This is a genomic window from Rhizobium terrae, assembly GCF_003425685.1.
Classification (GTDB): Bacteria; Pseudomonadota; Alphaproteobacteria; order Rhizobiales; family Rhizobiaceae; genus Neorhizobium; species Neorhizobium terrae.
Window position 1 is genome coordinate 225,319 of record NZ_QJKM01000004.1, and the last position, 21,779, is coordinate 247,097.

20 protein-coding genes and 1 pseudogene are annotated in these 21,779 nt (G+C 61.5%); 11 read left to right on the forward strand and 10 right to left on the reverse strand.

What is annotated here, in order from left to right; genetic code table 11:
• Window positions 1–24: 24 nt before the first annotated feature.
• Window positions 25–2,682, reverse strand: coding sequence for a hypothetical protein (locus tag DMO26_RS09040; RefSeq protein ID WP_117191732.1), 2,658 nt, complete (start codon window positions 2,680–2,682; stop codon window positions 25–27).
• 59 nt (window positions 2,683–2,741) lie between these two features.
• Window positions 2,742–4,040 carry an adenylosuccinate synthase gene (locus DMO26_RS09045; RefSeq protein WP_117191733.1) on the reverse strand — a complete coding sequence of 433 codons (1,299 nt, stop codon included), beginning with the start codon at window positions 4,038–4,040 and terminating at the stop codon, window positions 2,742–2,744.
• Window positions 4,041–4,324: 284 nt separating this feature from the next.
• Between DMO26_RS09045 and DMO26_RS09050 the strand changes: the two genes are divergently transcribed.
• On the forward strand, window positions 4,325–5,218 hold the full coding sequence (locus DMO26_RS09050; protein ID WP_117191734.1) for a DMT family transporter: 894 nt from the start codon (window positions 4,325–4,327) through the stop codon (window positions 5,216–5,218).
• An 84-nt stretch (window positions 5,219–5,302) separates the two neighbouring features.
• On the opposite strand, the gene DMO26_RS09055 is transcribed toward DMO26_RS09050, so the two are convergent.
• On the reverse strand, window positions 5,303–5,854 hold the full coding sequence (locus DMO26_RS09055; RefSeq protein ID WP_117191735.1) for a transglutaminase-like cysteine peptidase: 552 nt from the start codon (window positions 5,852–5,854) through the stop codon (window positions 5,303–5,305).
• 255 nt (window positions 5,855–6,109) lie between these two features.
• Here DMO26_RS09055 and DMO26_RS09060 point away from each other — a divergent pair, with 255 nt between their 5' ends.
• On the forward strand, window positions 6,110–6,898 hold the full coding sequence (locus DMO26_RS09060) for a creatininase family protein (RefSeq protein WP_117191736.1): 789 nt from the start codon (window positions 6,110–6,112) through the stop codon (window positions 6,896–6,898).
• 21 nt (window positions 6,899–6,919) lie between these two features.
• Here DMO26_RS09060 and DMO26_RS09065 read toward each other — a convergent pair whose 3' ends face one another.
• The gene (locus tag DMO26_RS09065) at window positions 6,920–7,879 is read right to left on the reverse strand and encodes a LysR family transcriptional regulator (protein WP_117191737.1); all 960 of its coding nucleotides are present in this window, start codon (window positions 7,877–7,879) and stop codon (window positions 6,920–6,922) included.
• A 190-nt stretch (window positions 7,880–8,069) separates the two neighbouring features.
• On the opposite strand from DMO26_RS09065, the gene DMO26_RS09070 reads away from it, so the two are divergent.
• The 6 genes from DMO26_RS09070 (at window position 8,070) to DMO26_RS09095 (ending at window position 14,314) form a co-directional block, all read left to right on the forward strand.
• Window positions 8,070–9,086 (forward strand): ABC transporter substrate-binding protein, encoded by a 1,017-nt coding sequence (locus DMO26_RS09070; protein ID WP_117191738.1) that lies wholly within the window; start codon window positions 8,070–8,072, stop codon window positions 9,084–9,086.
• Between the two features lie 253 nt (window positions 9,087–9,339).
• A complete protein-coding gene (locus tag DMO26_RS09075; protein ID WP_117191739.1) occupies window positions 9,340–10,164 on the forward strand; it encodes an ABC transporter ATP-binding protein in 825 nt (274 codons plus the stop codon).
• On the forward strand, window positions 10,164–11,015 hold the full coding sequence (locus DMO26_RS09080; RefSeq protein WP_117191740.1) for an ABC transporter permease: 852 nt from the start codon (window positions 10,164–10,166) through the stop codon (window positions 11,013–11,015). The genes DMO26_RS09075 and DMO26_RS09080 overlap by 1 nt, the downstream gene beginning before the upstream one ends.
• A complete protein-coding gene (locus tag DMO26_RS09085) occupies window positions 11,015–12,328 on the forward strand; it encodes a cytosine deaminase (protein ID WP_117191741.1) in 1,314 nt (437 codons plus the stop codon). The genes DMO26_RS09080 and DMO26_RS09085 overlap by 1 nt, the downstream gene beginning before the upstream one ends.
• A 1-nt stretch (window position 12,329) precedes the next feature.
• On the forward strand, window positions 12,330–13,736 hold the full coding sequence (locus DMO26_RS09090) for an FAD-binding oxidoreductase (protein ID WP_117191742.1): 1,407 nt from the start codon (window positions 12,330–12,332) through the stop codon (window positions 13,734–13,736).
• Window positions 13,736–14,314: an NAD(P)H-dependent oxidoreductase gene (locus tag DMO26_RS09095; protein WP_117191743.1), complete on the forward strand. Its 579-nt coding sequence runs from the start codon at window positions 13,736–13,738 to the stop codon at window positions 14,312–14,314. Before DMO26_RS09090 ends, DMO26_RS09095 begins: the two co-directional genes overlap by 1 nt.
• Before the next feature lie 121 nt (window positions 14,315–14,435).
• On the opposite strand, the gene DMO26_RS09100 is transcribed toward DMO26_RS09095, so the two are convergent.
• Window positions 14,436–15,044 carry a GNAT family N-acetyltransferase gene (locus DMO26_RS09100; protein WP_117191744.1) on the reverse strand — a complete coding sequence of 203 codons (609 nt, stop codon included), beginning with the start codon at window positions 15,042–15,044 and terminating at the stop codon, window positions 14,436–14,438.
• A 101-nt stretch (window positions 15,045–15,145) separates the two neighbouring features.
• On the opposite strand from DMO26_RS09100, the gene DMO26_RS09105 reads away from it, so the two are divergent.
• A complete protein-coding gene (locus DMO26_RS09105; protein WP_226951242.1) occupies window positions 15,146–16,348 on the forward strand; it encodes a low temperature requirement protein A in 1,203 nt (400 codons plus the stop codon).
• 54 nt (window positions 16,349–16,402) lie between these two features.
• Window positions 16,403–16,978: a transglycosylase SLT domain-containing protein gene (locus DMO26_RS09110; RefSeq protein ID WP_117191745.1), complete on the forward strand. Its 576-nt coding sequence runs from the start codon at window positions 16,403–16,405 to the stop codon at window positions 16,976–16,978.
• A gap of 8 nt (window positions 16,979–16,986) precedes the next feature.
• Here the strand turns inward: DMO26_RS09110 and DMO26_RS09115 are convergent, their stop codons facing one another.
• The 4 genes and pseudogenes from DMO26_RS09115 to DMO26_RS09130 all read right to left on the reverse strand — a co-directional run.
• Window positions 16,987–17,415: a L,D-transpeptidase gene (locus DMO26_RS09115; RefSeq protein WP_117191932.1), complete on the reverse strand. Its 429-nt coding sequence runs from the start codon at window positions 17,413–17,415 to the stop codon at window positions 16,987–16,989.
• 211 nt (window positions 17,416–17,626) lie between these two features.
• Window positions 17,627–18,019, reverse strand: a complete 393-nt coding sequence (locus DMO26_RS09120) for a RidA family protein (protein WP_117191746.1) — start codon at window positions 18,017–18,019, stop codon at window positions 17,627–17,629.
• Window positions 18,009–19,436: an aldehyde dehydrogenase family protein gene (locus DMO26_RS09125; RefSeq protein WP_117191747.1), complete on the reverse strand. Its 1,428-nt coding sequence runs from the start codon at window positions 19,434–19,436 to the stop codon at window positions 18,009–18,011. Before DMO26_RS09125 ends, DMO26_RS09120 begins: the two co-directional genes overlap by 11 nt.
• 80 nt (window positions 19,437–19,516) lie before the next feature.
• Window positions 19,517–19,819: pseudogene (locus tag DMO26_RS09130) on the reverse strand (EmrB/QacA family drug resistance transporter); the annotation flags it as partial.
• Between the two features lie 316 nt (window positions 19,820–20,135).
• On the opposite strand from DMO26_RS09130, the gene DMO26_RS09135 reads away from it, so the two are divergent.
• Window positions 20,136–21,065: a DUF4344 domain-containing metallopeptidase gene (locus DMO26_RS09135; protein ID WP_162894777.1), complete on the forward strand. Its 930-nt coding sequence runs from the start codon at window positions 20,136–20,138 to the stop codon at window positions 21,063–21,065.
• Window positions 21,066–21,131: 66 nt separating this feature from the next.
• Here the strand turns inward: DMO26_RS09135 and DMO26_RS09140 are convergent, their stop codons facing one another.
• Window positions 21,132–21,746, reverse strand: coding sequence for an alpha/beta hydrolase (locus DMO26_RS09140; protein ID WP_117191749.1), 615 nt, complete (start codon window positions 21,744–21,746; stop codon window positions 21,132–21,134).
• Window positions 21,747–21,779 lie beyond the last annotated feature (33 nt).

A 21,779-nucleotide genomic window follows, 5' to 3' on the forward strand; every position in this document is an offset into this window, starting at 1 on the left:
TTGATATGAAGCCTCTACGGGCCCTTACTGGCCGTTGGCGGTGGCACCGAGCGTTCCCCATTCGCGGATCGCCTCGTTGAAGGCACGCTCGCCTTCCGGCCCCTTCTGGAGCGTCAGCAGCGCCCGCCGGCCATTGCGGTAGGCGATCGGGATGTCGATCCAGTTACGGGTACGCAGCAGTTCCAGATTGGTGGTGCGCGCGTCCGGAAAATCGTTGAGGGCGATCATGTGAAAATCATCGGTGATCTTGGCCGGCACGGCGATCAGCGCGTTGCCGCGATCCTGTTCCGTAGACTTCATGGCGATGCGCTGCACGCTGTCGATCGCGCCGCCCTCGAAATCAGGAGGCACGGCGAAGACGATCTCGATCAGATGGCTTGCCGGCAGCGACGGATCGGAATTGCGCTTGAAGGTCAGGAGAGCGGTAAGACCTCGTCCAGGCACGTTGATCCGCCCCTGCACCACCGGCTCCTGCCGCCCGTTGGCAGCCGTTTCGCGCTGCAGCGACCAGGAGACCGCGCCCTCGATCGCCGTCGGCGCAGTCTGGCCGAGCCGCTCCTCGTAGAGGAACATCTTTTCGCCGGCCAGTGCCGGGGCATCCGCGGGGCTGGTCGCCGGCGCGTTGACGGGAGGCGTTGCGGAATTCGGAGCCGGCGTTGCCGTATTGGCTGCAGGCGCGGGGGCAGCCGGTGTCGACGGAGGCCGCGGATTGGCAGGCGGCGCATTGAGCTGCGCGACTGACTGACCCTCGGCGTTCTGCGCCAGGCCGCCAGCGCCCCCCGGACCGCTGTCCAACTCGCTGCCATCCGGCATCAGGCGCTGCGTGAACTTGCTGCCGGCGATCGACCCGTCCGCAGGACGCGGCGAGGCCGTCGTATTGGTATTGTTGTTTGCCGCAACGGGCGGCGGCTGAACCGGCCTTGCCGGTGCCGGCTGGCTGGATGTCGTGTTCGCGGGAGCCGGCCTTGAAGGCGCCGGGCTTGCAGGCGGCGGGGTCTGCTCGGCCGTCTGTCTGCCCGGAAGGCTCGACTGAATGAGGCCGTCCACCATGTCGTTCAGGGAGTCGCGGTTGAGCCAGATCGCGTATCCACCGCCGCCGACCAAAGCAAGGCCGATAATGGCGAGGATGATGCCGACATAGTTGCGCTTGCGGACCGGCGTGACCCGATAGGGCCGGGCCGGAGCCGACATCAGGTCGTCCGCATCTGCATCGGTATGCAGCGCGCTACGCGACGCCCCGCCGGACTGGGACGGGTCCTTCGTGAAGCCGATCAGCTCCTCCAAATCGCCCCAGGGATCGCTTTCCACCGGCTTGGCCTTGGTGTCCGCCTTGCGCTGGGAATTATCCGCCTCGGGGAGAGGATCGAGGTAGTCAGCGAAAGGATCCGTGCTCGACGGCAAAGCGCCTGCGGGCGCAGCACCTGCAACTGCAGGCGTAGCGGCAGCAAGATCCGGAAGCTCCGATACGGAAGGCATCCGCACCGTATCCGCCGCCACATGGGTTTCCGCGTCGAAATGCGCATCGACGGCTGCCGGCTTCGCGCCATGATCGATCGGCTCGACGGGGCCGGCCGGGAAAAGTTCCGGCACCTCGTCCCATGCCGCGGCAACATCTGCCTCCTTCGCTGCCGAAGGCGCCGGCGTTTCCCAACCCCAGTCTTCTTCGACCGGCTTCGGCGCTTCCACGGCCTGCGGGGGCGGCTCGACGGCGGCCGCGCTATCCCATCCGGCAAACTCCGGAACGGCCGCCGCCGCATGCTGGTCACCGCGCCCCGGATAGGGAAAATCGTCTTCCACCGGTTCTGCCGCACGGGGTTCTGCGGAAGGCTGCCGTTCGACGAAGGACGGTTCGGCCGGATGCGATGGGTCTACCGGCACTTCGGCGGAAGGCGGTTCCGGCGGAGCAGGCTCAATGGCGGGCGGCTCGGCAGCCGCCGCGGGTATCTCGGGCTCGAATACCGGCCGCTCTTCCTGCAAGGGAAGCCGGTCGACCTCCTCGTCGAAAACCGGAGAAAACACGGCGGGGGCCGGTGCGGGTTCGGGCACCCGATGGCTAGCCGGCGCGGGCATGTCGTCTTCAGGCGGCAGATCGTCTCGCCAGTCGCCGTAATGCTGCGGCGCAGGCTCTTCCGGGGCCAAAGCGGCAGCAGCCGGTTCCTGCTCAAGCGAAGGCGTGGCCGCAGGCGGCTCAGCAGCCACCGGTTCGTGGGTTGCCACAGGCTCCGCCGCCGTCTCGGCCGGCACCGGCTCTTCGTAATCGTCTTCGCGGAAAACCGGTCTTTCCGGATGAGAGACCGGAACTGGTTCGTCCCTCGCCGGCTCGAAAGCATGTTCCGCGGCAACCGGCTCCTCCGGTTGTCCTTCCGGCGCCGACACATAGTTGCGCCCCTCGGAAGCAGCCTCGGCCACGGACTCGGCAGGCGCTTCCTCGGTCGGCTGGGCGGCGGCATCATCGACAAGCGGCTCCAACGCTTCGGCGTGTTCGCTCTCGACATCCAGAATGGCGGCTTCAAGCTTTTCCATCTGCCGGCGCAGCATGTCTTCCGGCGGGCGCGGCTTCATGTTCTCGAGTTGCCGCTGGACGGCGCCACGAGCCTTGTCATACACCTTCGCGCGCATCTCCGGCGTATTGTTCGCCAGTCCGTCAACGGCGCGGCGGATCACCGCTACAAAATCAGCCATCAGCACTTTCTCATGATGGCCGGCTCCTCGCCGGCCGACTAGGTAATCAATTGTGAACCTTAATCTTCAAATGGGTCGGTCACAAGTATGGTGTCATCCCGCTCCGGGCTGGTGGAAAGTAGTGCGACGGGCGCGCCGATCAATTCCTCCACTTGGCGTACGTATTTGATCGCCTGCGCCGGCAGGTCGGCCCAGGAGCGGGCGCCGACCGTCGACTCCTTCCAGCCTTCCAGCGTCACGTAGATCGGCTCGACGCGAGCCTGGGCGCCCTGGCTTGCCGGCAGATGGTCGATCCGCTCGCCGTCCAGCATGTAACCCACACAGATCTTCAGCTCGTCCAGGCCATCGAGCACGTCGAGCTTGGTGAGCGCGATGCCGGTAATCCCGTTGGTGGCGACCGACTGGCGCACCAGCGCCGCATCGAACCAGCCGCAGCGGCGCTTGCGGCCCGTGACGGTGCCGAATTCATGGCCGCGCTCGCCGAGGAATTGGCCGATCTCGTCCTTGAGCTCGGTTGGGAACGGACCTTCGCCGACGCGCGTCGTATAGGCCTTGGTGATGCCGAGGATATAGCCGAGCGCGCCGGGGCCCATGCCGGAACCGGCGGCCGCCTGGCCTGCGACCGTGTTGGACGAGGTGACGAAGGGATAGGTGCCGTGGTCGATGTCGAGCAGCGAGCCCTGCGCCCCTTCGAAGAGGATGCGCGAACCCTTGCGGCGCTCCTTGTCGAGCAATTCCCAGACGGTTTCGCGGAAAGGCAGCACGCGCTCGGCGACCGAGGTCAGCTCCTGCATGATCGCCTCGTGCGAAACTTCCCTTTCCCCGAGACCGCGGCGCAGCGCGTTGTGATGCGTGAGGATGCGGTCGACCTTGCCCGGCAGGGTCTCCATGTCGGCAAGGTCCATCACGCGAATCGCTCGCCGGCCGACCTTGTCTTCGTAAGCCGGACCGATGCCGCGGCGGGTCGTACCGATCTTCGTGCCGCTGTTGGAAGCGGCATCCTCGCGCATGCCGTCGAGTTCCCGGTGCAGCGAAAGGATCAGCGTCGCGTTGTCGGCGATGCGCAGGTTCTCCGGCGTTACCGTCACCCCCTGCCCTGCCAGCTTGTCGATTTCGGCAAGCAGCGCATGCGGATCGAGGACCACGCCATTGCCGATGACGGCGATCTTACCCGGACGGACGATGCCTGACGGCAGCAACGACAGCTTGTAGCTGACGCCATCGATGACGAGCGTATGGCCGGCATTGTGGCCGCCCTGGAAGCGCACGACGATATCGGCGCGTTCGGAAAGCCAGTCGACAATCTTGCCCTTGCCTTCGTCACCCCATTGCGAACCAACCACGACTACGTTCGTCATCTCTTAATCCTGCCCTTCGAGCAAAAGCCCACGCGACCAAAGGCACATCGTCCGCAGATCAAATAATGATTTACGGTCGATGCGCTATTCCGATTTCCTGCACTGCGTCGGATCTCAATCCCGCAACGCCATTGCAAACGGGCGCATCTATAATGCCTTGCCCGGAGGAAAGCGACCTGTTTGTGACTCTTCCATGGTTTTTGCGTGACAAATGCACAAGGCGCGGGCTATTTCGCCCCGAAACCTGAAGATACGCGGCCGCCAGGCCGGCGTCGGAGACTGTCTTGCATAAAAAGGCCTATTTTTCCCTCATCATCGCGACACTTTGCTGGGGCGGCAATGCAGTGGCAGGCAAGCTTGCCGTCGGCCATGTCAGCCCGATGATGCTGACCTTCTGCCGCTGGCTCTTCGCCGTTGCGGTCATCTTTGCGATTTCCATGCCGCAGATCAAAAAAGACTGGCCGGTCGTCAAGAAGAACTGGCCCATTTTGATCTTTCTCGGTGTCGTCGGCTACGTCGTGTTCAACGCCGCACAATATACCGCCGTCAACTACACGACCGCGATCAACGTGTCCGTCGAGCAGGTGCTCATCCCGATGCTGATTTTCGTGCTGAACTTCATTCTCTTTCGAATGAAGGTCTCCTGGGCACAGATATTCGGTTTCAGTCTGACGTTTGTCGGCGGAGTGATCACCGCCGTGCACGGCGACTTCTACACGCTTATGACTTTGACTGTGAATATCGGCGACGCCATCATGATGATCGCCGTCGTCGGTTATGCGATCTACACGGTGGCGCTTCGCTGGCGTCCGCAGATCGACTGGCGGACCATGATGGCGATCCCTGCCCTCGTCGCCCTCATTTTTTCGCTGCCGCTGGTTCTGTGGGAATATTCCGCAGACCGCATGATCTGGCCCGACACGACCGGCTGGATCGTCGCGCTTTACACGGCGCTGTTCGCCTCGCTGGTGGCCCAGGTCCTCTACATTCTCGGCGTACAGGAAATCGGCGCCAACCGGGCCGGCCTCTTCATCAACCTTGTGCCGGTCTTCGGCACTCTGCTTTCCGTCGCCGTGATCGGCGAAGAGCTGCAACTCTTCCACATCGTCGCGCTGGCACTGGCGCTTGGCGGCATCGCGATCGCCGAATGGGGAAAGCCCGTTCCGGCGCACAAGTAACAGCAAAAAGCCCGCCTTCCTGCGAGAAGGCGGGAAAAACCTGCCCGATGGAGGCAGGCCGAGCGCAGGGCAGTCGCGCTGGGATCAGAGATCGATGAAGGCAGGCTCGCCCGGCTTGTCGTTCTTTTCGGCCTTTACCGTGCCGGTCGCGCCGGACATGTCGATGACCGGGCTGTCGTTGCCGAGGATCACGTCGCCGCGATCGGTAGCGATCACCAGGGCGCGTTCGATCTGGCCTTCCGCGCCGACCGAATAGGCGATCCTCATCGCCTTTTCCGACCAGCCGAGCGCAACGAGCTGCTCGCGCTTCAAATTGGCGCAGTCGAGACAATCCGCATTGCCGAATGCCATAGCCATCTCGCCGGCAAAGGTGTCGAGATAGCCGTCGACGTCGTCGATCGCGCTGTTGACGACCGAGTTGACCCGTAGAAGTTCGCGACGCTTGGCAAAGGTCAGCGTCACGACCGCCTCGTCATCGGTCTTCGGTTCCGCCGACGGGATCGTCGCCGTCTGGATCTGGAAGGCGCCGCTGGAGGCAAGGCCGCGGGCAAAACCGCCGATGCTGAACGCATTGGCTTCCTTGGAGGAAATGAGGGCAGCCAGAACGACCGCCGAAATGATGAGCTTCTTGATCATGGAACTGCACCCTGTTTCATATCGGACGACTTTTCGCCGTCTCGTTTCTTGATGGGACAACCATACGCCGGATGGTTTTCGCACCGCTTAAACAGAAGCATGCAATTTTATTGAAATCGGTTTTTTTCCCGGCTTGGCACAATGGCCGGGATAGGTGCGCGCAAAAAGGCACCGCACCGGGCGGAAAATGATGCTTTTCGAGATGCGGCCGATCTCCTAACCCTGTGCCTATATGGAAAGAAAGGCAGTGGAAGCATGAGCAAGCCGTTTTATTGGAACGAACTCAACACACTCGATTTCGCTCACCTCTCGCCCGAAAAGACCATCGCCATCCTGCCGATCGCCTCGACCGAGCAGCACGGCCCGCATCTGCCGGTCGCGACCGACGTGGCGATCGCCAACGGCATGCTGGCGGAGCTGAAGACGCAGCGGCCGCAAGATCTCGACATCCTCGTCCTGCCGACACAGGAGATCGGCAAGGCTAACGAACATGTCTACGGTCCCGGCACCCTCTCCTTCGGCCCCGAATTGCTCATTCCCATGTGGACGGCGATCGGTGCCAAGGTGGCGGAAGCGGGGGTGAGAAAACTCGTTTTCGTCAATTCGCACGGCGGCAATGTCGATATCATGAGTATCGTCGGCCGCGAGCTGCGCGTCCGCCATCAGATGGCGGTGATCGGCACCCAATGGGGCCGCTTCGGCAATCCGGCGGGTCTGATCAGCGAACACGAACAGAAATACGGCATCCACGGCGGCGAAGTGGAAACCTCGCTCATGCTGCATTTCCGCCCCGAACTGGTGCGGATGGAAAAGGCCGAGAATTTCATCTCCAGGGCGGAAAGCCGCTCCCGATACATGCAGCCGGCCCCACCGCATGTGCTCTCCTGGCTGGCGCACGACCTGAACCCCAACGGCGTCGTCGGCGATGCCTCCAAGGGAACGGCTGAAAAAGGCGCCGTCATCTGCCGGCATCAAGTCGCCGGCTTTATCGAGATGCTGCGCGAGTTCGAGGCGTTTTCGCTCTCCGACCTCTATTCCCGATAGCTCCCTGCGGCCCCGGCCGCACTATTCCCGCTGAGCATCCCGTGGCTGAGGCGGCAGATGACCCTTGGCCTGCAGCTCGCTCACCATGGCGGCGAGTTCCGACAGCAGGAATTCCAGAAAAAGACTGGTCGCGGTATCGAGCGCCGTGCGCGAACGCGCGAAAAGCTTCATCGGCTGGTGCCGCGCATGGGGATTGGCAAGCGGCCGAAACACCAGCTCGCCGCGACGGCATTCGGGCAGCACGTCGAGCGGATTGAGGAGCGTCAGCCCGATACCGGCCTTCACCAGTTTCTTCAGCATGTCCGAAGCATTGCTTTCCACCACCGGCTCGACAGGCACCGAAAGCGGTGCAAGCGCCAAGTTGATGACATTACGCAGGCTGGTGCCCGGCTGCGCCAGCACCATCGGCTCCTGCGCCATATCCGCCAGGTCAATCGGTCCCTCTTCCTGCGCAAGGCGATGCCCTGGAGGCAGCACGGCGCCGATCGGAATATCGAAATTGGCGAGTGTGCGAATGCCGGGCGTCGCGGCGATATTGAAACCGATACCGAGATCGACCTCGCCTGCCAGCACCGGATGAAGCGTGTTTGAAGGTCCGTCATTCCTCAGGTGAACACGCACCCGCGGATGCTGGGTGATGAAACGGGCAATGATATCTGCCAGCGGCCCGGCCGCGAGCCCAACGGTCGCCACCAGCGACACCTTGCCCGCCTGCGGCATCTTGAGGCCGCGGATGCGCGCCTCCATGCGCTCATAGGTCTTCAGTACCTCGCGGATGTGCTCGATGCAAAGCTCGCCGGCCGCCGTCAGCTTCAGGCCGCGCGGCATGCGCTCGAAGATCGGCGCCCCCAACTCCTCCTCCAGCGCCAGGATTTGCCGGTTGATCGCCGAGGAGGCAACGTTGAGCCGCGCCGCCGCCTTGCGGATCGACCCGCAGCGCGCGATCTCATCGATATACTGGAGTTTTCGCGAATGCAGCATTTCTTGCCCAAACCTCATTGCATGTTTTTTGATCATGCCGCACAATTTGGCAGAGCAAAATTCAACCGATGCCATAAAGGCATCAATGTGCACGAAATTTGATGCTTTTCAAAGAGCAACGCAACCGTACAAATGCAATAAAAGAAGTGCTCTCACGATGCCGCACGGTTTAACAGGGGAACAGCTCACCATGTCCAATACACTGATGATGAAGGGTTTTCTGGCCGCACTCGGGTTCACGGCCGCTTCGGTCGCCGTGCAGCCGGCTGCCGCCCTCGATGAAGTCTCCTACGGCACCAACTGGCTTGCCCAGGCCGAGCATGGCGGCTTCTACCAGGCCGTCGCCGACGGCACCTACGAGAGGCATGGCCTCAAGGTGAAGATCGTCCAGGGCGGCCCGAATGCCGCCAACCGTGCGCTGCTGATCGCCGGCAAGGTCGATTTCTACATGGGCGGGCCGCTCGGTGACATGGACGCCGTCAAGCAAGGCATCCCGATAGTCAGCGTCGCGTCGATCTTCCAGAAGGACCCGCAGATCCTTATGGCGCATCCGGACGCCGGCATCGAGAAGTTCGAGGATCTCGCCAAGGCCAGCACCATCTTCATGGGCAAGGAAGGCTACGTCACCTACTTCGAATGGATGAAGAAGAATTTCAAGGGTTTCCGCGACGATCAGTACAAGCCTTACACCTTCAACCCGGCCCCGTTCATCGCCGACAAGAAGTCCGCGCAGCAGGGTTACCTGACCTCCGAGCCCTATGAGATCGCCAAGCAGGCCGGATGGACGCCGAAGGTCTTCCTGATCGCCGATGCCGGTTACGGCCCCTATTCGACGATGATCACAACCACACAGCCGATGATCGACAAGAAGCCGGACGTCGTACAGCGCTTCGTCGACGCTTCCATCGAGGGCTGGTACAAATATCTCTACGGCGATAACAAGGCTGCCAACGATCTGATCAAGAAGGACAATCCGGAAATGACGGATGGCCAGATCGCTTATTCGATCGCCAAGATGAAGGAATACGGCATCGTGGTTTCCGGTGATGCCGAAACCAAGGGCATCGGCTGCATTACCGACGAGCGCTACAAGAAATTCTTCGACAGCATGGTGGCGATCAATGTCGAACCGGCCAACCTCGACTTCAAGAAGGCTTATTCGACCAAGTTCGTCTGCAAGGGCGTCGGCATGGCGCTGAAGAAGTAAGGAGCGGCCGGGCGCAGCCCGAGCAATCGATCCAGTGAATCGATTGCAGCTCCTAACCGTCCTGCGCCATAGCGAAGGGCCGGTACTTCAGCCCCTCAACCGGCTGCCGCCACCTTCTCCCTCCGCAGGGGGAGGAGGTATGCCGCCCGCTCTTCCTCCGATCGAGGCGCTGCATTTGGCAAGTCCCCTCTCGCCGCCTGCGGGAAGAGGGCTAGAGTGAGGGGCATATCGTCATGGAATTGCAAGGCCCGTAATGACCACGTACCAAGCCCCGCTGATGCCAGCCCCAGGAGACAGCCGCAGACGCCCGCTGGTCGTGATGCGCAACGTCTCGAAACAGTTTTCCAGTGGCACGCTCGCGCTCTCCGACATGTCGCTGACCGTCGAGGGCGGTGAATTCGTGAGCCTGCTCGGCCCCTCCGGCTGCGGCAAGTCGACGGCGCTCCGGATCATCGCCGGCCTCGGCGACGTCTCGGCCGGCACGATCGACTGGCCGAGTTCCCGCATCAATTCCAAGGGCCTGCCGGAAGGCGACATTTCCTTCGTTTTCCAGGAACCCACTCTGATGCCGTGGCAGACGGTGTTCGGCAACGTCTACCTGCCGCTCAAATTGCGCGGCATTTCGAAATCCGCCGCCCGCGACGAGATCATGAAGACGCTCTCGACCGTCGGCCTTCAGGATTTCGCCGATGCCTATCCGCGCGAGCTCTCGGGCGGCATGAAGATGCGCGTCTCGATTGCTCGCGCACTGGTCACCAGGCCGAAACTGCTCCTCATGGACGAACCGTTTGCGGCACTCGACGAGATCACCCGCCAGAAGCTCAACGACGACGTGCTCAGGCTCTGGCGCGAAACGGGCATCACGGTGATCTTCGTCACCCACTCCGTCTTCGAATCCGCCTATCTGTCCAACCGTATCGTGGTGATGAAGGCACGGCCCGGCCGGGTGCATGCGGATTTCCCGCTCAAGACGAGCATGAGCCGCGACGCTCATTACCGCACATCGGAAGATTATCGCCGGGCTTGCGAAAAAGTCTCGACCATGCTGCTTGAAGCGATCGGCGGGGAGGAACATTGATGGCCGACACGGTTTCCGGTGGACAATCCGCCTTCGCCCCGCCGAAGCCCGGCTTTTTCGGCCGCAATCGGGATACGATCCTGCGCACGCTGATCCCGATCGGCGTGGTGATCTGCCTGATCCTCCTCTGGCAGCTCATCATCACCGTCAACGGCATTCCGCAATATATCCTGCCGGGACCGCTGGCGGTCGCCGGTTCGCTCTACAACGACTGGGGCACTCTCTGGCCGGCTCTTTGGGTGACCACCCAGATCACCATGCAGGCGCTGGCGCTGGCGCTGATCGGCGGCGTCGGCATCGCCATCTTCCTCGTCCAGTCGAAATGGATCGAGACGGCTTTCTATCCGATCACGGTCATCCTGCAGGTGACGCCGATCGTGGCGATCGCACCGCTGATCCTGATCTACGCGCCGACGACGCAGGTGGCGCTCCTGATCTGCGCCTTCCTCGTCGCCTTTTTCCCGATCCTGTCGAACATGGTGCAGGGTCTGAAGAGCGTCGATCACAACCTGCTCAATCTTTACGACCTCTATGGCGCCTCGCGTTGGCAGACGCTGCTTTACCTGAAGCTCCCCTCCTCGCTCCCCTATTTCATGACGGGGCTGAGGATCGGCGGTGGCCTGGCGCTGATTGCCGCGGTGGTGGCGGAATTTGCGGCGGGCTCGGCGGGCGCAGGATCCGGCCTCGCCTTCCGGCTTCTGGAATCCCAATATCGCCTCAATATCCCGCGCCTGTTTGCGGCTCTGGTCCTGCTCTCGCTGCTCGGCGTGGTGATCTTCGCCATCACCTCCTTCATATCCTGGTTCTTCCTGCACCGCTGGCATGAAAGCAGCCTCAAGAGAGAAAACTGATGCCTGCCGAATTCATGACACTTCCCGACGCCGGCCGTTTTGCGCTCGTCAACGCCACCCTGCCGGCGGTCCTCGTCAAAGGTTTTGCCGCCCCGGCAAAGGAGGGCCTGATCGCCGCGGATCTGATTATCTCGGACGGCAAGATCGAAAGGATACTTCCGGCCGCCACCGCGCCCGCCGACCTGATGAAGGCGGACATGCGCGGCGGCATGGCCTGGCCCTGCTTCGTCGACATGCACACCCATCTCGACAAGGGCCATTTCTGGGACCGCAGGCCGAACCCGGACGGCACGTTCGACGGCGCGCTGATGAATGTGCGCGAGGACCGAATCGCCAACTGGTCGGCCGAGGATATCCGTGTCCGCTTCGAATTTTCGCTGAAAAGCGCCTATGCCCATGGCACGAAGCTGATCCGCACCCATCTCGACAGCATTCCGCCGCAGCCGGATATCTCCTTTCCGCTGTTTGCGGAACTGCGCGAGGAGTGGAAGGACCGGATTGCGCTGCAGGCGGTCGCTCTGCTGCCGCTGGAATGTGTGCCCGACGAGGCGGTTTTCAACGGCATCGTCGCGACGACGAAACGTTATGGCGGGCTCCTTGGCGGCGCCACCCGCATCCTTCCCGATTTCGAAAAGATCCTCGACACCCTTTTCCGGGCGGCCTCCGACAACGGCCTCGACATCGACCTGCATGTGGACGAAACCGAGGACAAACAGGTTCTGACATTGGAAGCCATCGCCGATGCCAAGCTTCGCAACCGCTTCGAGGGCTCGGTCACCGTCGGCCATTGCTGTTCGCTTGCCCGTCAGGACGACGACACAGCCAAACGCGTTATCGGCAAGGTCGCCGAGACCGGCATCTCGGTCGTCTCGCTGCCGATGTGCAACATGTACCTGCAGGACCGTCACGCGAACCGCACTCCACGCTGGCGCGGCGTCACGCTATTCCATGAACTGACCGCCGCCGGTGTCAGGACCGCCGTCTCCTCCGACAATACCCGCGACCCATTCTACGCCTATGGCGACATGGATCCGGTCGAGGTGTTTCGCGAGGCGGTGCGCATCCTGCATCTCGATCATCCGCTCGACACGTCGGCCCGCGTCGTCACCTCGACGCCCGCCGAAATCCTCGGCCGCCCCGATATTGGCGTCATCGCCGAAGGTGGCCCTGCCGATCTCGTGCTCTTCAGCGCAAGGCGCTGGAGCGAATTCCTCTCCCGTCCGCAGGCCGACCGCATCGTGATGCGGAATGGCATGGGCATCGACCGTCGCCTGCCGGATTACCGTGACCTGGACCCGCTTCTGGAAAAATAAGATGGCCGACTACGCAAAGATCAAACAGGAACTCGAAGGCATCGCGGTGGAGGACAATCCCGCCCTGGTGCGCCAGAAGAGCCGCGATTTCTACTGGTATTCGCCGATCCTGAAAGAGGAACTCGACACCGTCACCGCCGATCTCGTCGTCTCGCCGAAGACCGAGGAAGAGGTCGTCCGGGTTCTGAAAGTGGCTTATGCGCATGGCGTGCCGGTCACCCCGCGCGGCGCCGGCACCGGCAATTACGGCCAAGCCATGCCGCTCTCGGGCGGCATCGTGCTGAACCTCATCAACATGAACAAGGTCAAGGAGATCCATCCGGGCCGCGTCATCGCCGAACCCGGCATCGTCATTGCCGAACTCGACCGCCAGACCAAGGCTCATTCCGGCCAGGAACTGCGTTTCCACCCCTCGACTGCCCAGACGGCGACGATCGGCGGTTTCATCGCCGGCGGTTCGGGCGGCGTGGGCTCGATCCACTGGGGCGGCCTGCGCGATCTCGGCAATATTCTGAGACTCCGCGTCGTCACCATGGAAGCCGAGCCGCGCGTGCTCGATCTCACCGCCTGGGATCTCCAGAAGGTTACCCATGCCTACGGGACCAACGGCATCATCGTCGAGGTCGAGATGCCTCTTGCACCCGCCTATGACTGGGTAGACGTGCTGGTCGGTTATGACGACTTCATGGATGCGGTGCGCTTCGGCGACCAGATTGCCCACAAGAACGGCATTCTCGTCAAGGAAATCGCCCCGATCGCCGCCCCGATCCCCTATGACTATTTCCCGCGCCACAAGCCCTTCATCCGCCATCGCGGCCAGTCGATCTGCGTGCTGATGGTGGCGCCGCATTCCATGGATGCCTTCACCGCCTTCACCGAACGCCAGAAGGGCGAAATCCTCTTCCGCTCCGACAAGGTGGATAGCATGAAGGGCATCCCGCATGCCTACGAGCTTGCCTGGAACCACACGACGCTGCGGGCGCTCAAGGTCGATCCCGGCTTCACCTATCTGCAGGTTCAGTATCCCGGCCCGGATCATGTCGCCAAGGTGCAGAAGATGGTCGAGATTTTCGGCGACGAAGTGCCGGGCCATCTGGAATTCATCAGGTTCGACGGTCGCATGCAATGCTCCGGCCTGCCGCTGGTGCGCTACACCACCAGGGAGCGGCTGGAGGAAATCATGCAGATCCATCGCGACAACGGCTGCCCGATCTTCAACCCGCACCGCTATACGCTGGAGGAAGGCGGCATGAAACAGACGGATGTCGTGCAGCTCGCCTTCAAGAAGGAAACCGATCCTAAGGGCCTGCTCAACCCGGGCAAGATGATCGCCTGGGACAATCCGGACTTCGATTTTTCCGCCGGCAAGAACTACCTCTTCCCTGGCCTAGCGGTGGCAGGTGGTTGATGCGGGTCCTGCTCATCCACTCCCACCCGGTCGAGGAAAGTTTTGGCGCTGCCCTGCACAAACAGGCACGCGAAAGCCTGCAGAAAGCCGGTCACGAGGTGGATGACTGCAACCTTTATGCCGAAGGTTTCGATCCAGTCATGTCCCGCCATGACCGGATGATCTATCACACCTATCCAGACAACCTTGCGCTGGTGAAACCCTATGTCGACCGGCTCCAGAAGGCGGAAGGTCTGGTGATCGTCACCCCTGTCTGGAATTTCGGCTGGCCGGCCATGCTCAAAGGTTATTTCGATCGCGTCTGGCTGCCCGGCATCACCTTCGAACTGAAGGACGGTGTGCTCACACGCAAGCTGCATATCGACAAGGTTGCCGTCATCACCACTTACGGCGCCACCCGCTGGCGTGCCTTCCTCGCCGGCGATCCGCCGCGCAAGCTCGCGAAACGCGTGCTGCGGGCGCAGACCAACCCGGCGCGGTCGGTGCGATTTCTCGCCCATTACGACATGAACAACTGCACGCCGCACACCCGCGCGGCTTTCCTCGACAGGGTCAGGCACGAGATGGAGCGGTTTTAGACTGCATAGCCGAGGTGGAGGATGCCGTCGTCGAACGGCAGCACGTCGATGAGCGTCATCTGTCAGACGGAATAGCCTTGAGGGAAGAGCCGGGTGACGGGCACTTGCCGGTGGACGGCGTTCAACGACGGGACTGGTCCTGCAGGCTCCGTGCCTGCGCCTCGATTTCTGCGATCCTTGCACCGGCATCCGCAATTTTCGCGGCCGTCGCCAGCCGCTCCGAAACGAACAGAAAGCGGTTCACTTCGGCGCCGGCAGATGTCCGGGTCCGATAGGTCTCCCACCGTTGATGTACTCTGGCGGCGACCCGAAGCGACGGCGTATTTTCCGGACTGACGATCGAGACGATACGATCCAGGCCAAGCACCTCGAAAGCATGGTCGCGGCAGGCTGACGCCGCTTCGGCCGCGTAACCGCGGCCAAGATGCTCGCGCCGCAGATGGTAACCGATCTCCGGCGCGATGCCTCCCGGCACCGACTGCAGCGTGATGCCGCAATCGCCGATGATCTCGCCGCCCGCCTTGCCGACGATGGCCCAGAGGCCGAACCCGTTTTCGGCGTAACTGCGAAAGGCGAGCCTGCCGAACCATGCGGCGGTTTCGTCGAAGCTCTTGACGGCCGGATAATAGCGCATGCTTTCCGGATCGCTGAAAATGCGATGCAGCATCGGCAGGTCGGCCTCGCCTATCTCCCGCAATACCAACCGCTCCGTTTCGAGAATCTTTCGCACCCTTCCCTCCCCGATCAACGGCTTTGCCGACCGTACCGCCTTTACTTCGCAAGACTTTTTTGCGCTATTCCCATCACCATCATTTCACGTTTCCAGAAAGCATGCAGACGATGACGAATCCGGCCTCTCCGATCGCCACCATCCTTCGCCCGCTTCGTCCGCGTGACCCGGAAGAGCATCATCGCGTCGCAACCCCGCTCGAACTGCTCTTTGACCTTGTGTCGGTCATAGCCATCGCTTCCGCCGCCGCCGGCCTTCACCATGCGATTGCGGAGAACCATGCCGCACAGGGCGTCATGACCTTCATCATGGCCTTCTTCGCGATCTGGTGGGCCTGGATGAACTTCACTTGGTTCTCGTCCGCCTATGACAACGACGACGTCGCCTACCGGCTGCTCACGATGGTCGCCATGGGAGGTTCGCTGACGATTGCCGCCGGCATTCCGGCACTCTTCACCGAGACGCCCAATTTTACGATGGTGATCTTCGGTTATGCGATCATGCGTATCGCCATGATCGTCCTGTGGCTGCGTGCCGCCTATCACGATCCCGAATGCCGCCGGACCGCCATTGCCTATGCCGGCGGCATCTTCCTCTGCCAGATCCTGTGGCTGAGTTTCCTCGCCCTGCAACCGCTCGCCTTCGGTATTTCCTATGTCGTCTGGGCGATCGGCGTCCTCCTGGAAATCCTGGTTCCGACGATCGCCGAGCCGCTGACGAAGAACACGCCCTGGCATCGCCACCATATTATCGAGCGTTATGGCCTGCTCAACATCATCGTGCTCGGCGAAACGCTTCTGTCCGGCTCCACGGCCTTGCGGCAGGCGTCGGGGCATTTCGACATCATGCTGGTGCATACCGCGATTTCCGCACTGGTGATTGTCTTTGCGCTCTGGTGGGCCTATTTCGCCCGCGAGGAGCAGCTTGGCAGCCACAAGCTCAGTCGCTCCCTGCAATGGGGATACAGCCATTTCTTCATTTTCGCATCCGGTGCGGCGGTCGGCGCCGGGTTTGCCGTCCTCGTCGACATCATCACCCATCACTCGGAGATCCCGCTTCTCGCCGGCGACTACGCGGTCGCCATCCCGGTTGCGGTCTTCTATGCAAGCCTAAGGTTCGTGCGTGACCGTTTTGCCGGCATCGGGCTGGCCCGCTATGCGCTTCTGGTCTTCGGCCTCCTAGGTCTTGCCGCACCGGCTGCAGGGCTCGGCCTCGAAGGCATCGCCGCGGCAGCCGTCCTCGGCGTGGTGGTTCGCAACCGGCCCGCCGCGCGCAGACCCACGCAAACCCATAACGGTCACTAAACTTTTCTTTAAATTTTACCTGTCATTAATCTCTCGAAACCGAGAGATCGAGCGATGCGTGTTGCGTTTTTCATCGCCCTCATGGCCGTCACCCTGAGCGCTTGCGCGTCCCCGCCGAGCCGGATCACCAATGCCTGCGCGATCTTTGAGCAGCGCGACGGCCTGTTCAACAATTGGGCGAGGGACGCAAAGTCGGTGGAGCGGGAATACGGCGTACCCGTGCCGACTCTCATGGCCACCATCTACGTCGAATCCGGCTTTCGTGCCTATGCCAAGCCGCCGCGCAAATATATCCTCGGCATCATTCCGTGGGGACGCGTCTCGTCAGCCTATGGTTACGCCCAAGCGCTCGACGGCACGTGGGACACCTACAAGAAGGACACCGGCCGCTGGGCGGCAAGCCGAAGCGATTTCGGCGATGCCATTCGTTTCGTCGGCTGGTACCACTATCGGAGCCATGTCAAGAACGGCATTCCCCTGACGGACAGCTACAACCTCTACCTTGCCTATTACAGCGGCCACGCGGGTTACGATCGCGGACAGTTCAGCGGCGGCCTGAAGCAGACCGCCCAGAAATCCGCCGGCATGGCCGCGAAATACGAAGCCCAGCTTCGAAGCTGCGGATACTGATCGAACCTTCAGCGGCTGACGACGATCCGCGTGTTGGACAGGCCGTAGCGGCTCGTCAGCGAGAAGAAGGTCGCCGCATTGTCCGGGTGAAGCCGGATGCAGCCGTGGGACGCCGGCCTGCCGAGGCGTTTGGTCTCAAACGTCGCGTGCACGGCATAGCCCCCGTTGTAGAACACCGCGAACGGCATGGGCGCGTCGTCGTATTTGCGTGAGCGATGATCTCTGGACAACCATTTGGCGCTCCAGCTTCCGACCGGCGTCGAGTAACCCGACCGCGCGGTCGAGACCTTCCACTCATGCGTTACGACACCGTCCTGCATGACGGTCATGGTCTGCCCGGATAGGCTGACACTGGCAATAAGATTTGCAGACAATGCGGATGACGCGACAAACTGCGCGCAGACGAGCGCCGCCGCTCCCATTACGATATTTCGCATAGAAGACCCCGAAAATGAACCCCTGAGACCTGCTGATACCCCAATCAGCTCAAGGAACATTTAAAGGCGTTTCTGCATTTCTCCGCAAACCAAAAATATGGCGGCTGGAGCGCCAATAAAAACAATTGCGTGATCAATAAAAGATGAATCGTTTGGCCCCTGAAGATCGCAGCTGGCGATATTGGCAAGAATATCTCTACTTTAAAATGCCTCAGAACACTTTCGCCGCCGTGACTTCCACTTCCACCAGGAATTCCGCACGGGTGAAGCCGCCGACGATGATCAGCGTAGAGACGGGCTTCGGGTTCAGCGTAAAGCGGTCGCGCACCGCCATATAGGCTGGAAAATCCTCCCGGCTGGTGACGAAGCCGGAGATGCGGATGACGTCCGCATAGGTCATGCCCGCCTCTTCGAGGATCGCTCCGATCGCCTTGAAGCACAGCTCCGCCTGGCTCGTGACATCCGGCGGTATCTTCTCGTCCACCCCGATGCCGAGCTGGCCGGAGGTGACGAGCAGGCTTGCTCCCGGCGGCACGAGCAGGCCGTGATTGTAAGCGCCGAACGGCTTGCGGACGGAGGGAGGATTGAATGTCTTAGACTCCATAACCGACGATACCCTTGATCTCGAGAAAATCGTGAATGGCCCAGTCGGCATATTCCCGACCGTTGCCGGATTGCTTGTAGCCGCCAAAGGGCGCGAAAAGATCCCATTCGGGGTAGTTGATGAAGACCGAGCCGGCACGAAGCCGCGCCGCCACCTTGCGGGCATGTACAATGTCGCCGGACTGCACGTAGGCCGCCAGGCCATAGGGCGTGTCGTTGGCGATCTCGATCGCCTGCTCCTCGTTCTCATAGGAAAGGATCGAAAGAACCGGTCCGAAAATCTCTTCGCGCGCGATCGTCATGTCGTTGGTGACATGACCGAAGACCGTCGGGCGGATGTAATAGCCGCGATTGAGGTTTTCCGGCCGACCCGGACCGCCCGTGACAAGCGTCGCGCCCTCCGAAATGCCGGCTTCGATCAGCCGCTGTATCTTGTCGAACTGTACCTTGCTGACGACGGGGCCGAGGTCGGTTCCTTCCGCCCGGGGGTCGCCGGTCGTGAGTTTTTCGGCCGCGGCCTTGGCAATGCCGAGCGCTTCGTCATGACGCCTGGCCGGCACGAGCATACGGGTCGGTGCATCGCAGGACTGGCCCGAATTGCCGAAGCAGGCGGTGACGCCATCGGCTACCGCCTTTTCGAAGTCCGCATCGGGCAGGATGATGTTCGGCGATTTGCCGCCAAGCTCCTGTGCCACGCGCTTCACCGTATCGGCGGCCGTCTTCGCGACGATCACGCCGGCGCGGGTCGAGCCGGTGAAGGAAACCATCTCCACGCCCGGATGACCGGCCATCACCTGGCCGACGTCCGGACCGGTGCCGTTGACGAGGTTGAAGACGCCCTTCGGCGTACCGGCGGCCTCCATCACCTCGGCGAAGATGAGGCCGGAAATCGGCGCGATCTCGGAAGGCTTCAGAATCATGGTGCAACCCGCAGCGATCGCCGGCGCCACCTTGCAGACGATCTGGTTGAGCGGCCAGTTCCACGGCGTGATCAGCGCACCGACGCCGATCGGCTCCTTGACGATCATCGTGCCGCCACGCGCCTCGGTGAATTCGTAAGTCTTCAACGCCTCGATGGTCGCCTTCAGGTGCCCCTGGCCGGCGGCGGCCTGCGCGTCGCGGGCAAAGCCGATCGGCGCCCCCATCTCGCGGGAAACGGCCTCGGCGATATCCTCATAACGCTTGTCGTATTCGGCCAGAATGCGCTTGAGAAGCGTCAGCCGCTCCTCCTTCGGCCATTGTGAAAAAGCCGGAAATGCCGTCTTGGCGGCCGCGACGGCCCTGTCGACATCCGCCTTGGAACCGAGCGCGATCTGCGTATAGGCCTCTTCGGTAGAAGGATCGATGACATCGAGCGCGACAGGGATGACCGGCTCGACCCAGGCCCCGTCGATGAAGAATTTCAGATGGTTGCTCATGGAAGACCTCCGGGCTCACGACGGAATTGGTGGGCCACTATCGGCGATCACCCGGGAGGTCGCAAGCCCGGAAGGCGCGGTTACTCCATCGCGGCGCCGTGATCGATGGCCGGCGGCTTCGACGGTTTCCGGAGAACGAGGATCAGCGGCACGACGGCGAACGACATGATCATCAACAGCTTGAAATCGTCCATATAGGCGATGATCGTCGATTGCAGGGTGATGGTGTTGTCCAGCGACGCGGCGCCGGCAGCCGTCATCGGGTCGAGCCCGGTCGCCGCCTTGGTATGGATCGCGGGATTGAAGGGCGTTATACAGCGCGCCATGTCCGCATGGTTGCGCTGGATATTCTCCACCAGCAGCGCCGAAACCACGGCGCCGCCGCACCTTCAGCATGCGCGACCGATATTCCCCGGCGCAGATCCAGTGCCCCCAAAAATAGTTGGCCGACCGATGCCCGTGAAAAAGCAACAGAAGCATCAAATTAGGATTTTAAATATCAACCGGAGTAACGCGCTTTTGAAAAAAGTTAACATTTCACTTTAAAATCCATACATAATACTGAAATTGCAAATGTTTATCCGATATTAAACTAGCTCCGCTATAAAATGATCCGGTTTCATGAGATGCTGCGCAGAAGAGCCGCGACTCATGACTTCGCTGACAGCGAAAAACCCCATCCAAGGAAAGGCAAGGCCGATGCGACGCAGTTTTCTCCAGATCGTCCTTGCGGGCGTCATTGCCCTTGCGGCATCGAATGCGCACGCATCGACCCTGGAGGATGATCTGAAAGGGCTGAGCGAGGAGCAGGTTGAGGATACGGTCGAGTTCGCCTTCGGCAACGCGCTGTTCTTCCTGTTTCACGAAGCGGGCCACATGCTCGTTTCAGAATTCAACCTGCCGGTTCTCGGGCGGGAGGAAGATGCGGTCGACACGCTTTCCACGCTTCTGCTGCTCGAGGCGGATGACGAGGTGTTCGATACGGCGCTGATCGATTCAGTCGACGGCTGGACCTTCTCCGCCGAACAGGCCGAGGAAGCGGAGCATGAACAGATACTCTGGGATGCACATGGCCTCGATCGCCAGCGCGCCTTCAACATGGTCTGTCTGATGGTCGGCAAGGACCCCGAAAAGTTCAAAGAAACCGCCGACGACCTGGAACTGCCGGAAAGCCGCCGCAAGGAATGCGTTGGAGAATTCAAGAAGGCCCATGACAGCTGGTTCGGGATCCTCAAGCCGCATCTGAGGACAGACGGCAAGAAGACCAGGTTCACGATCGCCTACCAGACGCCGAAGAGCAAGGACCTCAAGGACTATGCCGAGCTGACGAAGGAGGCGAAGGTTCTGGACATCCTGGCCGAGCTGCTTTCCAGCCTCTACAAGCTGGAGAAGGGCATCAAGCTGACGGCGGCCGAATGTGGAGAACCGAATGCCTATTGGTCGCCCACGGAGCGGGAAGCGACCTATTGCTACGAACTGATGCAATGGCATTCCCAGGCCATCGCCAAATATTTCCGCGAAGAGGAAAACAATTCCGACGACGCGGAAGAGACTGCATCGGATGAGACGGAAGAGACAAAGCCCGTCCTCAAGAATGTCTTCGGTCAGGCCGTGAAATCTCAGAAATAACCAATCCGGGTCGAGACCAAAATTGCCCGGTTCCCGCGTGGGTGACCGGGCGATTTAGCCTTTGGCTTAGGCGTGATAGGGCGCCAGGAATTTCTTGACGGCCTCGATCTCGTTCGGGCGGATCTCGTGGCCGCCGCCATGCCATTCGAGCGTCACCCGGTCACCCTGCCGCTTGAAATATTCGGCCAGATCCGTCGTCTGAACAACGGAACTGATCGGGTCGTGCTGCCCGGCGGTGATCAGCACATGTGCCTTCTCGCCGCCCTTGCGATCCTTCGGGGCAAACGGAATCAGCGGATGCATCAGCACGCCGGCTTCGAACAGGCCGGGCTTCTCGATCATGATATTGGCGAGAATATTCGCGCCGTTCGAGAAACCGAGACCCAGCACGGTCGAAGATTCGTAGCGGTCGCGGTTGGCGGCCACGAATTCGCTCATTCGTTCGGTCGCCCGGGCAAGGTCCTCGCAATCGTAGATGCCTTCCGCCTTGCGCCGGAAGAAGCGCGCGGCACCGTGTTCGGAAATGTCGCCGCGGGGCGAGATCACGGTGGCGCCCGACAGAAGCCGGCCGCCGAAATCGAAGAACTGGTTTTCATCGCCGCCCGTGCCATGGAAGACGAACAGGATCGGCGATCCGGGCGCACCGGTACGCGCCCGGTGCACATAACTGTCGTAACTCATGTCTTTTCTCCTGAATCTGTGCGGCGGCGGATG

Bases quoted from the DNA above. Each gene is read 5' to 3' on its own strand.
- DMO26_RS09110 (WP_117191745.1), top strand. From the start codon at position 16,403: ATGCGTGTTGCGTTTTTCATCGCCCTCATGGCCGTCACCCTGAGCGCT.
- DMO26_RS09065 (WP_117191737.1), bottom strand. From the start codon at position 7,879: ATGCTGCATTCGCGAAAACTCCAGTATATCGATGAGATCGCGCGCTGC.
- DMO26_RS09120 (WP_117191746.1), bottom strand. From the start codon at position 18,019: ATGGAGTCTAAGACATTCAATCCTCCCTCCGTCCGCAAGCCGTTCGGC.
- DMO26_RS09080 (WP_117191740.1), top strand. From the start codon at position 10,164: ATGGCCGACACGGTTTCCGGTGGACAATCCGCCTTCGCCCCGCCGAAG.
- DMO26_RS09070 (WP_117191738.1), top strand. From the start codon at position 8,070: ATGTCCAATACACTGATGATGAAGGGTTTTCTGGCCGCACTCGGGTTC.
- DMO26_RS09095 (WP_117191743.1), top strand. From the start codon at position 13,736: ATGCGGGTCCTGCTCATCCACTCCCACCCGGTCGAGGAAAGTTTTGGC.
- DMO26_RS09115 (WP_117191932.1), bottom strand. From the start codon at position 17,415: ATGCGAAATATCGTAATGGGAGCGGCGGCGCTCGTCTGCGCGCAGTTT.
- DMO26_RS09140 (WP_117191749.1), bottom strand. From the start codon at position 21,746: ATGAGTTACGACAGTTATGTGCACCGGGCGCGTACCGGTGCGCCCGGA.
- DMO26_RS09085 (WP_117191741.1), top strand. From the start codon at position 11,015: ATGCCTGCCGAATTCATGACACTTCCCGACGCCGGCCGTTTTGCGCTC.
- DMO26_RS09075 (WP_117191739.1), top strand. From the start codon at position 9,340: ATGACCACGTACCAAGCCCCGCTGATGCCAGCCCCAGGAGACAGCCGC.
- DMO26_RS09055 (WP_117191735.1), bottom strand. From the start codon at position 5,854: ATGATCAAGAAGCTCATCATTTCGGCGGTCGTTCTGGCTGCCCTCATT.
- DMO26_RS09125 (WP_117191747.1), bottom strand. From the start codon at position 19,436: ATGAGCAACCATCTGAAATTCTTCATCGACGGGGCCTGGGTCGAGCCG.
- DMO26_RS09040 (WP_117191732.1), bottom strand. From the start codon at position 2,682: ATGGCTGATTTTGTAGCGGTGATCCGCCGCGCCGTTGACGGACTGGCG.
- DMO26_RS09090 (WP_117191742.1), top strand. From the start codon at position 12,330: ATGGCCGACTACGCAAAGATCAAACAGGAACTCGAAGGCATCGCGGTG.
- DMO26_RS09105 (WP_226951242.1), top strand. From the start codon at position 15,146: ATGCAGACGATGACGAATCCGGCCTCTCCGATCGCCACCATCCTTCGC.
- DMO26_RS09060 (WP_117191736.1), top strand. From the start codon at position 6,110: ATGAGCAAGCCGTTTTATTGGAACGAACTCAACACACTCGATTTCGCT.
- DMO26_RS09045 (WP_117191733.1), bottom strand. From the start codon at position 4,040: ATGACGAACGTAGTCGTGGTTGGTTCGCAATGGGGTGACGAAGGCAAG.
- DMO26_RS09135 (WP_162894777.1), top strand. From the start codon at position 20,136: ATGCGACGCAGTTTTCTCCAGATCGTCCTTGCGGGCGTCATTGCCCTT.